The 14,637-nt window shown below is 36.9% G+C and carries 9 protein-coding genes and 1 pseudogene; 5 read left to right on the top strand and 5 right to left on the bottom strand.

Going from position 1 to position 14,637, the window contains the following annotated elements:
- Positions 1–1,222: 1,222 nt before the first annotated feature.
- Positions 1,223–2,338 (bottom strand): alanine racemase, encoded by a 1,116-nt coding sequence (gene alr, locus ACFIJQ_RS06335; RefSeq protein WP_375629163.1) that lies wholly within the window; start codon positions 2,336–2,338, stop codon positions 1,223–1,225.
- 1,103 nt (positions 2,339–3,441) lie between these two features.
- Here alr and ACFIJQ_RS06330 point away from each other — a divergent pair.
- Both ACFIJQ_RS06330 and ACFIJQ_RS06325 read left to right on the top strand, forming a co-directional pair.
- Positions 3,442–4,269 carry a ferredoxin--NADP reductase gene (locus ACFIJQ_RS06330; RefSeq protein WP_375629160.1) on the top strand — a complete coding sequence of 276 codons (828 nt, stop codon included), beginning with the start codon at positions 3,442–3,444 and terminating at the stop codon, positions 4,267–4,269.
- A 34-nt stretch (positions 4,270–4,303) separates the two neighbouring features.
- Positions 4,304–4,737: pseudogene (locus tag ACFIJQ_RS06325) on the top strand (ferredoxin--NADP reductase); the annotation flags it as partial.
- Here the strand turns inward: ACFIJQ_RS06325 and eda are convergent.
- Positions 4,716–5,381: a bifunctional 4-hydroxy-2-oxoglutarate aldolase/2-dehydro-3-deoxy-phosphogluconate aldolase gene (eda, locus tag ACFIJQ_RS06320; RefSeq protein WP_273788591.1), complete on the bottom strand. Its 666-nt coding sequence runs from the start codon at positions 5,379–5,381 to the stop codon at positions 4,716–4,718. The pseudogene ACFIJQ_RS06325 and the gene eda overlap by 22 nt on opposite strands.
- A 115-nt stretch (positions 5,382–5,496) precedes the next feature.
- Between eda and ACFIJQ_RS06315 the strand changes: the two genes are divergently transcribed.
- From ACFIJQ_RS06315 to ACFIJQ_RS06305, 3 genes are all read left to right on the top strand, one after another.
- A complete protein-coding gene (locus ACFIJQ_RS06315) occupies positions 5,497–6,414 on the top strand; it encodes a rhodanese-related sulfurtransferase (RefSeq protein WP_273788598.1) in 918 nt (305 codons plus the stop codon).
- A 1,702-nt stretch (positions 6,415–8,116) separates the two neighbouring features.
- Positions 8,117–9,250 carry a type III PLP-dependent enzyme gene (locus tag ACFIJQ_RS06310; protein ID WP_375629157.1) on the top strand — a complete coding sequence of 378 codons (1,134 nt, stop codon included), beginning with the start codon at positions 8,117–8,119 and terminating at the stop codon, positions 9,248–9,250.
- A 75-nt stretch (positions 9,251–9,325) separates the two neighbouring features.
- Positions 9,326–9,910, top strand: coding sequence for a GNAT family N-acetyltransferase (locus ACFIJQ_RS06305; protein WP_273788589.1), 585 nt, complete (start codon positions 9,326–9,328; stop codon positions 9,908–9,910).
- Between the two features lie 1,157 nt (positions 9,911–11,067).
- On the opposite strand, the gene ACFIJQ_RS06300 is transcribed toward ACFIJQ_RS06305, so the two are convergent.
- The 3 genes from ACFIJQ_RS06300 to ACFIJQ_RS06290 all read right to left on the bottom strand — a co-directional run bounded on the left by ACFIJQ_RS06300 (position 11,068) and on the right by ACFIJQ_RS06290 (position 14,304).
- Entirely contained in the window at positions 11,068–12,639 is a 1,572-nt protein-coding gene (locus ACFIJQ_RS06300) for a DHA2 family efflux MFS transporter permease subunit (RefSeq protein ID WP_273788588.1), read from the bottom strand.
- Between the two features lie 22 nt (positions 12,640–12,661).
- On the bottom strand, positions 12,662–13,756 hold the full coding sequence (locus ACFIJQ_RS06295; RefSeq protein ID WP_375629152.1) for an HlyD family secretion protein: 1,095 nt from the start codon (positions 13,754–13,756) through the stop codon (positions 12,662–12,664).
- A 155-nt stretch (positions 13,757–13,911) separates the two neighbouring features.
- Positions 13,912–14,304, bottom strand: a complete 393-nt coding sequence (locus tag ACFIJQ_RS06290; RefSeq protein ID WP_273788586.1) for a Fur family transcriptional regulator — start codon at positions 14,302–14,304, stop codon at positions 13,912–13,914.
- Positions 14,305–14,637: the final 333 nt, after the last annotated feature.

The raw sequence follows: 14,637 nt of genomic DNA, 5'->3' as shown, positions 1-14,637 counted from the left end.
GCGAAACTCTGTTGTTGCATCTTCTTAAGTCAAGAATTGTCTAAATATTTCTCTTTAATCTGCTTTTTATAAATATGACGCAAAAATATGCAAGAACACCTGTCAGAATGAGTAAATGCAAAACCAAATGTATTATGGTTGTTTTTTTTAAGGGTGTCTTATAAAAAGCCGGCACATCTTTCCAATCCATTGTAAGTCAGTTTGTGACTTTACGGTGTTGTTTTCCTAAGAGCCCGTGTGTTTTAGCTGTTGCCTGTAAATCCACATCCAAACTTAACGCAGCGACATATTTTAAGTCAGAGATTGAGACAAAAAAGAGCTTTATGAGTAGTTCAAGCTTTTGTATGCAGATGATGGTGAGGGGATTGCGTATTTCTGTTGATGTAATTTTTGAAACTGAAAGACAATCTAATTTCAGAGAAATATAAAGCCGTAAAGGTGAAACTCAATCCTCAGTTTGTCATCTCCCTTTCAGCTTTACGGCTTTCAGAAGCATCTAAAGCAATGTTTTTTTATAATGGGGATTACATATTGTCCCATGCTTTTATTTATTGTGTTCTTTAATGGGGACCCCCTCATGTAAAACAGAACACTCCAAAAAGAATATACTTTGGTTGTTAATTCACGTGTTTGTTTTAAAGAGACATTTCGCTCCCAATCCCATTTCGCGACGTCGCTCGTGAATGGTGCAATGATAAATCTATTGAGAGCCCCCCAATCTTTACGCTCTATGAAGGAAGAAGTTGGCACTATCATACACTTTTTCAGCCGCTTAATGTTATAGCCATTGGCACTTGAGATGGTTCATAAGAGGTATTCTTTTCTTAAATCATTTTTATCTACACATAGTCCAGTTTGTGGTATGCAAGCGAATGATTTTGATTGCTTTAATATGAACAAAGCTGAAAATAAGAGAAACTTACAAGACTGGATGTTTTGTTTGATATCTAGAGAATTAATATTTTGGTTTAATTGGGCAATTAATTTTAAAAACTTTGCAGTAGATTCTTTTTTGTCAATTTATAGGGAAAAGGCTAAGCTTTTATATTTTGGGTGAAAGCTACTTCCATAAAACAGTTCATCAATTTGTCTATTTTGAGATTTCTGTGAATGTGCGGTGTCTATGATCATTCTATATGATTGATTGTTGTAAAATCTTTCGTAAAAACCCCTCAATTTTCTAACATGATGATTTTTATCAATTTATTTCTTTAAAGAGTTTTTATGTGTAAATGTATTTATAGCGGGAGCCAAGAGATGTTAGAATTTCATTGGGAAGGGTATCGGCATCTATAGATACTTTTTCAAGTGTTTGATGGGGGCCAATGAGTTCTACCCAGTCACCTGTTTGAGGTTTTTGATCAAGATCGGTCGTATCTACAATAATGGAATCCATAGAAACCCGCCCAACCATGGGAAGTTTGTACCCGTTGAAATAAACTGTTCCTTTATTCGAAAGAGCACGGAGCCAGCCGTCTGCGTAGCCTATAGAAATGGTTGCAAGAGTGCTTGATCTGTTGGTTATAAAGCTTTCTCCATAACCAACAGGTGTACCTATATCAACAACGCGGTTTTGAATGACTTGGGCTTCAAGTTTTAAAACAGGTTTCAGAGGTGATGGGTGTTTCCCCCGCGGATCAACTCCGTAAAGTGCAATGCCTGGACGAACAAGATCAAAATAAAAATCTGATCCTAGAAAGATACCTCCAGAATTGGCAAAGGAAACTTTGCAAGCAGGTAATTGCGCAAGGACAGTTTTGAAAGTAGCCAATTGGGCATAATTGGATGGGTGGGTATCATCTTCTCCGTTAGAAAGATGACTGAGAATATATTTTATTTCTGCTTTTTCGAAAATTGTAGGGTGTTTGATGAGTTTTTGTAATTCTTTTTTATCCAGTCCTAATCGGTTCATATGGGTATCGATTTGAACAATTGCTGGAAATTTTTTATCTTTTTTTTGACAAATTTTTTGCCAATTTTCAATGGCATTCCAAGAGTTTAGAACAGGAACAATACCAGATTGTGCGACAAACTCTTCTGCTAAGTGTGGAAGTCCATTTAGAAGGGCAATCGTGACATTTGATGGTAAAATGCTTTTTAATTGGAGTGCTTCTATGATTTGGGCGACAAAGAAAGTGCGACAACCAGCTTGATAAAGGGCAGGAGCAATTTTGTGAGCTCCTAATCCATAGGCGTTTGCCTTTACAACTGCTGAACATTGTGTTGGAGCTACACGTTTGGCTAAAGTGATATAATTGGCAACAATGGCACTGACATCGATGGTTGCTACAGCTACATAGAGTGATGTATTGATTTCATCATTAATGGATTTTTTCATTTTAAGAGCTTATCTGTGTTCGTGAAATACGGAGTTTTTTGGTTATTTCATTGAGGTTCTTTACGATATAGGGAAAGACACTATTTTCTATGGTCAAAATCATAAGGAGCTTATACTGAATTATGTACCATTAAAGTCGTTTTTTTATGTAAAATGGTACTCTGGATATAAGAGATATTTTAGTTTTCTTTGTGTTGTTAGCAACACGGTATCTTCTAATAATTTGTAAAACATAGACTTTTGTTTTTTTACTTATTTTCCTTAGTTGAGGCATATAAAAAAATAAAACATAGTTTATTGTATTGTATCATTTTGAAGAGTGCAAGATTAGGCTGTTGTTGCTGGTGCGATTGTTTTGATTAAACATTGCATGGGCTGCTTATTCAGAGAAGGTAAAATGATTAAATTAATTACTCTAAATCAATGCATTACAAGTTTTCTATCATGGGGGAAAGATCACTTATCTGTGCAATTTTGGATGTCGTCTCATGCACTTAAAGTTATTTTTGTTAAATGGAAAACAGTGTGTAAACACTTTCTGATACATTAAAAACTGTTGATTTAGAAAGCCCGTTGATTTGGATGTTGTTGGTTTTCAAGATGGATTGGGTATCCAATACTTACTTTCTATTGTTTGATTGGTTTTTAGTGAAATCAATTTTGTTGCTTATAGAGCGCTTTAGACTCATTTATTTATGGATATTTATGGAAAGCGCAGTGTAAAAAGGTCAGTAACGAAAACAATAGATGTAATGCCGGAAATCTTGTTGGAGATTCGTGTGGTTATCGTTCAATCAACAAAAATTTTATCTCTCTTATTTGAAGGTTTTAGGTCATAAGTTTTGTTAAGCGAGAGAGTGTTATAGCGTTACAATGGAAATATGCATTATGTGTTAAAGGGGAAAAGAGTACCGTGATTGTTTAATACTCAATGTTTTTGTTTTTCTTTGAATGTGATTTGTATTCGTATTTTCCTCATTCGTTTAATAAAGTGTTAATCTTGAGATTTTTGTTTTAAGAAAATTGTTGGCAGATGGTTATGCAAGTACTATATCACGTCAAGGATTCGAAATTTAACGTTCAATAAAGATATGGGGAAGAGTATGAATACGTCTGCTACCAATGTTCCGTCAAACATCAGCAGCGTTGCAGATTTTCCGATTCCTGAGAATGTGTTCGCCCTTACTGTCCAAGAGGTTTGTCACTATACAGATCGGTTATTTAAATTCCGTTTGAATCGTCCGGATAGTTTTCGTTTTCGTTCGGGTGAGTTTGTTATGATCGGTTTGCCAAATGCAGAAAAGCCGATTTATCGCGCTTATTCGATTGCAAGTCCTTTTTGGGATGAACAGCTTGAGTTTTTTTCGATAAAAGTTCCAGGGGGACCTTTAACCGAGCATCTCCAAAAAATTAAAATTGGTGATACAGTTCTCATGCGTAAAAAATCTACAGGAACACTGGTTCTTGATGCTCTTATTCCTGGAAAACGTCTTTATCTTCTTTCAACTGGGACGGGGGTTGCTCCTTTTGCAAGCCTTATTCGTGATCCTGAAACTTATGAAAAATTTTCAGAAGTTGTCCTTATTCAAACAACGCGTGAGCAGAGTGAGTTAGTTTATGCAAAAGATCTTGTTTTCTCTTTGCAACAAGATCCACTCATTGGAGAGTATGCACAACAGTTGAGATTTTATCCTATGACTACTCGTGAACCTTCTGAGCATATGGGCCGTATTACGACTGTTATGGAAAGTGGGGACTTTTTTGAAACAACTGGCCTTCCTAAAATTCATCCTGATGAAGATCGGGTGATGATTTGTGGTTCCATGGCAATGTTAAAAGATTGTGCAAGGATGTGTGAAAGTTTTGGTCTTGTTGAAGGGGCCAATAATGCTCCTGCTACTTATGTTGTAGAGCGCGCTTTTGTGGGATAATGAGTGGGGAAGTTGATGCTTTATCTTCTTTCAAACCGGTACGGTTTTTTTTTCTTTTGCAAGCTTTATTCGGGATCCTGATACTTATGAAAAATTTTCAGAAGTTGTCCTTACTTTAAATAATGCGTGAGCAGAATGAGTTAATTTATGCAAAAGATCTTTTTTCCTCTTTGCAACAAGATCTACTCATTGGAGCATATGCACAACAGTTGAAATTTTATTTTATGACCACGCGTGAGCTTTCTGAGCATATGGGGCGTACTACGACTGTTATGGAGAGTGGATGCTTTTTTGAAACAAGCGGCTTTGAAACAATAGCACTCTCCTAAATTCATCTCGATGAAGATCGGGTGATGATTTGTGGTTTTATGACAATGTTAAAGATTGCGCAAGGATGTGTGAAAGCTTTGGTTTTGTTGAAGGGGCTGATGTTCTTGCATTTTACATTATATTGTAGAAAGAGCTTTTTTCGAGGGAGAGGGAAGTTGCGATGCAGTATATGCTAATGCAGTAATCGAATCCCAATCATTTATTGCAATGAGTTGTTGGGGCGCTATCCAAGAACCGCCAACGCAGAAGACGTTAGGTAGTTGGAGCCATTGTGTTGCACTTTTTTGTGTAATACCGCCTGTTGGGCAAAACCGGATATCAGAGAAGGGAGATGCTAAAGCTTCGATGAAGGCAATACCTCCAGCGGCTTCAGCTGGGAAAAATTTGAGATATGAATAGCCTTTGTTTAATGCTTGCATGAGTTCACTTGGGGTCATTGCAGCGGGAAGAAGGGGAATTTCACTATTTTTTGCACAATTGATTAATTCATTTGATAATCCGGGGCTTACAATAAACTTGGCTCCCGCTTGTTCGGCTTTTTCGTAATGTGTTGTGTTGAGAATTGTTCCGGCTCCAACAATTGCTTCAGGGACTTCTTGTGTAATTTTCTGAATTGCTTTGAGGGCATTTGGTGTTCGCAAGGTGATCTCAATTGTTTTTAATCCGCCTTTGACAAGAGCGCGTGTTAAGGGTACAGCACTTTGTAGATTGTCAATGAGCAAAACAGGTATAACAGTTTGTCCTTGGAGATATAGTAAAAGCTTTTCTCTTTTTTGGCACATGATATTTTTTCTTCTTGGAGATGATATTATTTGTATCGTTTGATTAAGCACAATATGTTAAAGAGTACATGAATAAATCTTGAAATTGAATGAAACGCGCGTTATGGCAAAACACATGGAAAAGAATTTTAAAGTTGCTGCACTTTATTGCTTTGCAGATTTGAAGCATTATCATCAATTACAAAAACCTTTGCAGGATTTATGTCAAGCAAAGGATATCAAAGGCACTTTGCTTTTAGCACAAGAGGGAATTAATGGAACGGTTGCTGGTTCTTGTGCTGCGATTGAGGCATTGGTGGATTTTATTACCGCTGAGCCAGCGTTTCAAACGCCGGAGATTAAATATTCATGGGCATCAAAAATGCCTTTTCATCGCATGAAAGTGCGGTTGAAAAAAGAGATTGTGACAATGGGGGTTGAAGGTGTTGATCCGCTAAAAGTTGTTGGTACTTATGTGGACCCTGAAGATTGGAATGCTCTTATTCAAGATGAAGAGACAATTTTGATCGATACGCGTAATGATTATGAATATGCGATTGGAAGTTTTCAAGGAGCGATTGATCCACAGATTAAAACATTTCGCGAATTTCCTGAATGGGTGCGTCAACATGAAGCTGATTTAAAGAAGAAAAAGAAAATTGCTATGTTTTGTACAGGCGGTATTCGGTGTGAAAAATCAACAGCTTATGTTCGTGAGCTTGGTTATGATCAGGTGTACCATTTAAAAGGAGGTATTCTAAAATATTTAGAAAAAATTCCAAAAGAGGAAAGTTTATGGTGGGGTGAGTGTTTTGTTTTTGATGAGCGTGTTTCTGTTCAACATGGTCTTGAAGAATGTGGACGCGAATTATGTCGCGCGTGTCGTTCCCCTATCAATGCTGAAAGCAAATTATCGCCTCATTATGAGGAAGGTGTTTCCTGTGATGCTTGTTATAACACGCGTAGTGAAGCCGATAGAGAGCGCTTTCGTGAGCGCCATAGGCAGTTTCAATTGTTGAAGTTGCGTGCAATTGATTCTCATCAAGGGACATAAGGATAGCGCAGTGTAGGGCTGTAAATTTTAGCGTTTTTCTCTTAAATTTAAGAGAGAAGAGTTTTTTTGATATTGGTAGAAAATATTTTATAAGACCGGATATTATTCGGTCTTTTTGTCTATGTTAAATTATTTGATTTATAAATAATCATTATAGATCGTTTGCTCTCCTTACATTTTATAGGATTGAGTATTTAAATACTTTTCATTTTAAAATAGAAACTCTCTTCACCAACAGTGCAGGGGAGGGAGAATTATAGCTTAAGAGAAAAGCGTATGAATAAGATGTGATTAATAAGAGGAGATGAAAAAGAAGATACTAGGTGGAAAAAATAAAATGATAATAGGAGTTTATGATTCCAGAATTTAATATAATGCATTGATTTATAATGATAATTTATTTTTGATTTGAATAAAAGAGTTCAATATTATGAACTTTATTGCTTTCAGATTAGATGAGAACGAATCATGTAAAACTCATTCACTTGTACGTTACAAATGGGGAAACGTGTGGACAAAAATCATTTTAGATAAGGTGTTATGAAACATTTCAATGTAGGAGTTTTTGCAATATTGGAAGTTGGCAGATAGAATAGGGGTACAGGTTTGTAATTTCATAAGTATAAAGAGGGTGAGATGTAGTTAATCTATACTACACAGGTTATATTATACGGGGAATTTGCATGATATTTTGCTTAAGCGATGCTGTGAAATGAATGTGGAAACAGGGATGTTTTTTTAGGATGTAAATAAGAAAGATAATGGTATTTGTTGGAGGAAGGACATCGTTATCTTTAAAGATGATAGTGCTTCAGTCGTTACTATCCCCAGTTTTCAATGTTAGTCATCTTTGCATTTGAGAGGATATATAAGAGGTCCTCTTTTTTCAGTTGTTTTTTATTTGTGATGCGCAAAAGAATGATCTTAATTGATTCATTGTAAGAGGGGTGAAATAAGAGAATTTTATGATGAGATTTTTGTTTAAGGGCAAAATAATAAATTATCATTATAAATTAATGTGTTGAGTAATTTATTTTGCGTTATTTTCTGCTGCGGATATTAGGAGATAGAATGGGGCAAAGAAACGAGGGGCTTTAAAAGCAAGACAGCGATTTATGTTGCACGGATAATGTAAGGGGTGTGATCTCATGAAAGCGGATGGATAGTTTTGTCTGGTGGGGGAGAGTGTTGTTTTTTCGCATCATTTTATCTTTAAGAATTAAAAAATGTTTAAACTTAAAAAAATGATTGAAATGAGCAAGAATTCGTTTTATAGGATGCATTGCCCAAAGTCGCACGTGCCTGTGGGTGTCCGCTGGTTCTCAAATGGTGAGATTAACCGGTACGGTACCTGGAACTAACCGCTCCAGTCATTCTTACAGCCAATTGCAAGAATGAGGACATCTTGAAGCAACGACGGTGCGGGCCTTTCTGGTGTCTTCCAGTTTTAAATACTGGGATAACTATAGAGGCACACCTCATTGCCTTCAGTGCGGAAGTGGTTTTCTCAACTCCAATCAAAAAGGCAGATAAAATAGAATGACGCGGCTTCGCGCTGTTCTTTCGCTGCATACAATGCTAATTTCTGGTTTTTTGTAATCAGAATGGGGATAGTTGTTGTGTGTTTTTTGTCCTTTAGCTTTTGGCAGCTTTGGCTGTCCAAGCATAGAGTGGGGGAGCTTTCCCTCAAGGAGAATTGCAGATGGCAACGCAACGTATTCGCGATTTTCTTGCAACACATCGTTCTGAAGGTCCATGCTTAATTGTTGACCTTGATGTTGTTCGTGACAACTATTTAAATTTTGAAAAAGCTCTGCCGCAGTCGCGTATTTTTTACGCAATAAAGGCAAATCCAGCACCTGAAATCTTGCGTTTGCTGAGTTCTTTAGGATCTTCTTTTGATGCGGCTTCTGTTGCAGAAATTGAAATGGCTTTAAAAGTAGGAGCAACGTCAGAGCGTATTTCTTTTGGGAATACGATTAAAAAAGAACGCGATATTGCACGAGCATATGCATTGGGTGTTTCACTTTATGCAGTTGATTGTGTTGAAGAAGTGGAAAAAATTGCGCGGGTTGCTCCAGGAGCACGTGTTTTTTGCCGTGTTCTGACTGATGGAAAAGGTGCAGAGTGGCCATTGTCACGCAAATTCGGTTGTGTCCCTGCTATGGCGGTTGATGTTCTAAGACGGGCACACCAATTAGGTTTACAAGCCTATGGTGTTTCTTTTCATGTTGGGTCTCAGCAGGTTGATCTGAGTGCGTGGGATCGTGCTTTATCGGATGCTGCTACAGTTTTTAAGCGTTTGGAACAAGAAGGCATTTCGCTGAGGTTGGTGAATATGGGGGGCGGTTTTCCAACGCGTTATTTGAAAGATGTCCCTACAGAGCAAGCTTATGGTACAGCAGTTTTTGATTCATTGAAAAAGCATTTTGGTAATCGTATTCCTGAGACGATTATTGAGCCTGGGCGTGCGATGGTTGGCAATGCTGGTGTTATTCGTACAGAAGTGGTTCTGATATCCAAAAAAGCTGATAATGATAATGTACGATGGGTTTATCTTGATATTGGAAAATTTAATGGTCTTGCTGAGACTATGGATGAAGCCATTCGTTATCCTATTGAGACACCTCATGATGATAAGGTTATGGAGCCTTGTATTTTGGCTGGACCAACATGCGATTCGGCAGATGTTCTCTATGAAAAAACACCTTATCCGCTTCCTCTATCCCTAACGATAGGAGATGAAATATTGATTCATGGAACCGGTGCTTACACAACAACTTACGCATCGGTTGCTTTTAATGGTTTTGAGCCTTTACGATCATATGTGATCTGAGGTTTCCTTTTAACTATAGGTTTTTTAGACTTTTTGCTATGCTCGTCATGGCGCTATAAGAGGGCGGTCATTGAGATGAACATGATGAATTTTCAAACAAAAGATGGGGCATGTTTTACACTTTTATTGGAGCAAGAAGCAGATAAGCCTTATCGAGAAATTTTGCTTGATTCAACGATGGGGTATGGACGTAAACGTAAATCATCAGAGGCTTTACGTCGTGGTCGGTTAGCTGCTCAAGGACTTTCTTTTGTGGTTAAAAATGCGCTTGGAGAGCTTGTGGGAAGTGTCCGTCTTTGGCATGTTTCTTTTTCTAAAGGAAAAAATAAAACACAACATGCTTTACTTTTGGGCCCCTTGGCTGTTGCATCTGAATGTGCTGGTCTGGGAATAGGATCAATTTTAGTCCGCCATGCAATTGAAACAGCAAAAAAATTAGGATATGGCGCCATTTTGCTGGTAGGGGATTGTGAATTTTATCAACGTTTTGGCTTTTCAAATAGTTTAACAGAAAATTTGGCAATGCCTGGTCCTTATGAAAAGCATCGCTTTCAAGCGTTGGAACTGATACCACATTATCTTTCTGGCTGTTATGGCACTTTAGTTCCTAGTGGAGAACGAGAAGTTTCAAATCGTTTTCAGCATCATAAAGTGGCTTGAGGATCGTGTTTATTTTGTTTTTCAACAGCTGGCATTGAGGAGAGCATACTGTTTTGACGAGTGCCAAAGTATTTAGCGGTACAAAGTTTTTGGGGAGTTGTATTGCGATTTTACTATATGACTTTTTCTTTATGGGGTTGATTTCTTATTTTTGATAATTTCAGTTAAGTGAGTAGGAATATATTTAAAGCTCATTTTTTTGGAATAGCGTCCTATTTTATAATATTAAAGGAACCGGATTTTTGAGTGATCTTGTATTCTTTTAAAGCCGGTATCATCATACAGTTTTCAATATCGTTGGTAAATCTTGCATCAAAACGGTTGGATATTTTACTTTTTTCTTAAACAGTTTTTATCTCTTTGCTTTTTATGTACAAGCGAATAATTTTTATTGGTTCAATAGAGAGACATTTTGAGAAATTTTATACAATTTTAGCGCTTGTTGAAAAAGAAGGGCTTAAGAAAGAAAAATATGCAGCAGTAGAATCAAAATTGTAAGTATCAGCTTTTTTAAAAGAGTGTAAAAAATAAAATTACATGTTCAAAGGCAGCTTTTTTGAAAAAAAATAGATCATTACTTTTTTGCTATAAAGGTTAATCGTTTTGCAATTGGCATGAAAGTATCAAATACAAAATGATTTTCTCATGTAAAATTTTGCATTCAGAATCAAAAAAACGTTATCCTACACATTATAAGGGAAATAGATGCGTGAATAAAAATCACAAGAATCATAAATCTTTTATGCATATTCTTGTAAGCATCAAAAGAGTGAAGGACAAAGAATCTTACAGAATAGTTTTTATGAGGATAATAGCGTAAAAAGGGGGAGATAGATGAGAGATTTAATGACAGGCGCAAATATTGTTTTAACGTTTTTTTCTCTACGGTCATAAATCAGAAATCTTATAGAAATAGCTGCTTTATCTTTATGGTTTGGAGCACTTTAGATAAGCTCTTTGTTTATTATCATCTAAGATAATTTTTGTATGCGAGAAGTTATTTTTAAATGCATAAAGAGCTCGCATTGAAAAGAATTTTCATCAGAAGAATCATTTAGAATCACAAGTTAATTTATACTGTCTCTTGAGAAGAGATAAAGTGCATAGGAAGCTCTAAAGTCATAAGGATGAAAAATATTTCTCAATTTTAATTAAGTTTAGTGACTTGGTGGTGAATCCATGAGAGGTGGTATTTTTTTAAGAAAAATGGTCATAAAAGTCAAAGTACCAAAGATAATGGTTATGATAAAGAAAATATCACTAAAAGCCATAATCGTTGCTTGTATGCGTACCATACCAAACAATTGAGAAAGAGCAAGAGTATACGAATCAAAGGTTTCTGTTTTGAAAAATAAAGTAAGCTTTGAAAGCATTTCAGTTGCTTGTCTGTTTGCGTGGTTAAGCGTTTCGGCTATTCGTTCATAATGGAAGTCTGTGCGTTTTGTCATGAGAGTGCTGATAATGGCAAGCCCTACAGCACCACCTAGATTCCGTGTGAGATTAAAGAGTCCAGAAGCATTTTGCATTCGTTCTGGCGGGAGTGTTCCCAAGGCAATATTATTAACAGGAACCATACATAACATCACAGAAGCACCACGGAAAATTTGCGGCCAAAAGAGCTGCCAAAAATCCCAGTTATCTGTGATAGAGCTCGCCATCCAAGTGCCTATTGCAAAACCCAAAAGTCCTATTGCCATCATTAAACGTGCATCGATTCGTGCTGAAAGAAATCCAGCAAGCGGAGCAGTTAATAACATGGCGAATCCTGAAAGAAACAATGTTTCTCCAATCATGAGGGCATCATAATGGCGGATTTGGCTTAAATAGACAGGATAGAGATATGTGAGTCCATAAAGACCTATTCCCAGTGCAAAGGAAAAAATGGATGCAGCTGAAAAATTAAAATTAGAAAAAGTAGAGAGATCTACAATGGGTTCTTTTGCTGTAAAAGCACGCCAGAAGAATAAGGCTGCAGCAAGAATCATGATAATGAAAAAATCTCGAATCAGCCTATCACTCAGCCAATCATGACGAGCTCCTTCTTCTAGAATATACTCTAAAGTTCCCAAGAAAGTAGCCATAGAAATGAGGCCTAACCAATCAAATTTCTTCATTAAAGAGGGATCAGCTTTATCAAAATCAATTAATTTCCAAGCGAGAATTGAGATGATAATCCCGAAGGGTACATTGATGAGAAAGAGCCAATGCCATGATGAGAGATGACAAATATAGCCTCCCACGGTTGGACCAATGGTAGGGGCTAATGTTGCGACCAGTCCGACAATAGGGGTGACAATAGGACGTTTGGAAGGAGGAAAAAGGACATAGGAGGCAACAAAAACACTAGGGATAATTCCACCACCAATAAAACCTTGTAGCGCGCGATACACAATCATCTCTCCAATAGATGTTGCCGTTGCACAAAGAACAGAAGTAATCGTAAAACCGATAGCTGATAAGGTAAAGAAAACACGTGTTGAAAGCAATCGTCCTAAAAATCCAGAAAGCGGCAACATGATGACTTCAGCGATAAGGTAGGAGGTTTGAACCCATGAAATTTCTTCAGAGCTTGCTGCAAGCCCCGCTTGAATTTCAGCTAAAGAAGAGGAAACGATTTGGATATCTAAGATTGCCATAAACATGCCAAAAGACATAGCAATAAAAACTACAATTTTGTGCAATCCGATGCGTTCTTGAGACTGTATGGGCTCTGGTATGGAAGATGTCATCGTAAGATCTTCTACTTTTTTGTTATAAGAGACTTTTATCTTGTGGCTTTGTACGTGTATCAACTTTCACTGAAACACTCATTCCTGCTCGGATATGTCCGTTTTTTAAGACTTCTTCTGGAATAGAAATACGTACGGGAATGCGCTGGACAATCTTTGTAAAGTTACCAGTAGCATTTTGTGGAGGCAAAAGAGAAAAAACAGCGCCTGTTGCGGGCGAAATAGAAAGCACTTTTCCTGTAAAAAACTCCTTTTTGAAGGCATCAATAGCAATATAAGCCTTTTGTCCTGGGTGAATATTTTGCAACTGTGTTTCTTTATAGTTTGCTTCAATATAAAGTGCATGTATGGGGACTAACGCCGCAAGACGTTGGCCATTTACAACAAAATCTCCTGTTTTTGCTGTTAAATTTCCTACAACTCCATCAAATGGGGCTCGTATAATGGTCGAATCAAGATCACGTTGTGCTTTTTCACGCGTGAGCTCTAAACTCTTTGTTTGGCTTTCCGTTTCACTTCGTTGCGCTTCTAGCACTCGGATATTTGCACGTGCTGCAGCTATTTGTGCATCCGCTCTGTTAACATTTGCAATGGCTTGTTCATAAGCTGATTTGGCATCATCAACATCGGATTGAGGAGCATAACGATTTTTTTTCAGTTCTGTTACACGTTTTAAGCTGAGTTGTGCATTGGTTGCTATGGCTGAAGCAGCGGCTTTTTGTGCTTGCGCATCATCTAAAGCACTACGAGCTGCTGTAATTTGCGCATCAATGCGTAGAAGTGTTTTTTTCTGTGTGTTAAGATGCGCTTCTGTTTGATCCAAGGCTATTTGATAATCACCATTGTCTAGGTAAAATAAAACATCGTCCTTTTTTACAACTTGGTTGGCTTTAATGGCAATTTTTTCAATATATCCATTTAATTTAGTCGCAATAGCTGCTATATCTCCTTGCACATAGGCGTCATCTGTTGTGAGTATATAACGCCATTGCGTTACCCACTTATAGCTAAACCAAAGAACAAAAAGTGCAAAGATAATAAGAAGAGCCTTAATTGCTTTCTTTTGTTGCGTTTTATTGAAATTTTTGGTCGAAAAAATTGTCTCAGCTACGGACATGATTTTATACTTTCAATATTTATGTTCCACTGAGTATAATAAACCTATCACTATAGATTAGGGTGATATACATGCAAGGACGATAAGAGCTTTTCAAACAATAAGATAATTTTCGAAACATAATGCTAAAAATATGAACTTGCAAGTTCAAGGTCTTATTCTGTTACGCATTTTTTACAAAGACCTCGTACTTCTAGGGTGCTTTTGTGGGCTTGGAAGTCAACAGCTTGAACCATCTGTTTTAAACTCGATACAATCGTTTGATTTTGTATTTCATTGACTGTACCACAGTTTTCGCAAATTATAAACGTTGTAAGTTCATGTTGACAGTTTTCAGGGTGTAAACAGACCATAAAGGCATTTACACTTTCAAGACGATGAATACACTTTAACTGTACGAGTTTTTCTAACGCACGATAAACTTGGAGAGGTGCACGAAAACCTTCTTCGCGTAAGTGATTGAGAATCGCATAAGCACTTAAAGGCCCTTTTGCATTTTTTAAAGTGTTTAAAACCAATGTTTGGTTACGCGTCAGTTTAGATGACATTGACATCTTCCTTTTGCTCTCATGGCAAAGCATAAAGCGTGTAAGAGGTTTATGCAATGGTGATTATAGAATATGTACTCTATCTTTAGCCTTTTACATGACATCATTGTGATATGTAAGAAAAGTTGCAATCGTTGTGAGGGGAGGGGTATTATAATCTGAAAGCCGCTGTTATCTAGCAAGGAACTTTTATATGCTTTTTATTTTAGTGTAATGTATTGAAATACAACCAGATGTTTGCGCTATTTTATTTTAAAAAAAAAGTAAAAAATGATATTGACTCTTTATTTGAAAGAGTACTATATACGACGAGTAACGAGAGCGGTTTCTGCT

This window comes from Bartonella sp. TT67HLJMS (assembly GCF_042193375.1).
Classification (GTDB): Bacteria; Pseudomonadota; Alphaproteobacteria; order Rhizobiales; family Rhizobiaceae; genus Bartonella; species Bartonella grahamii.
This window is presented reverse-complemented; position numbering and strand designations above follow the sequence as displayed.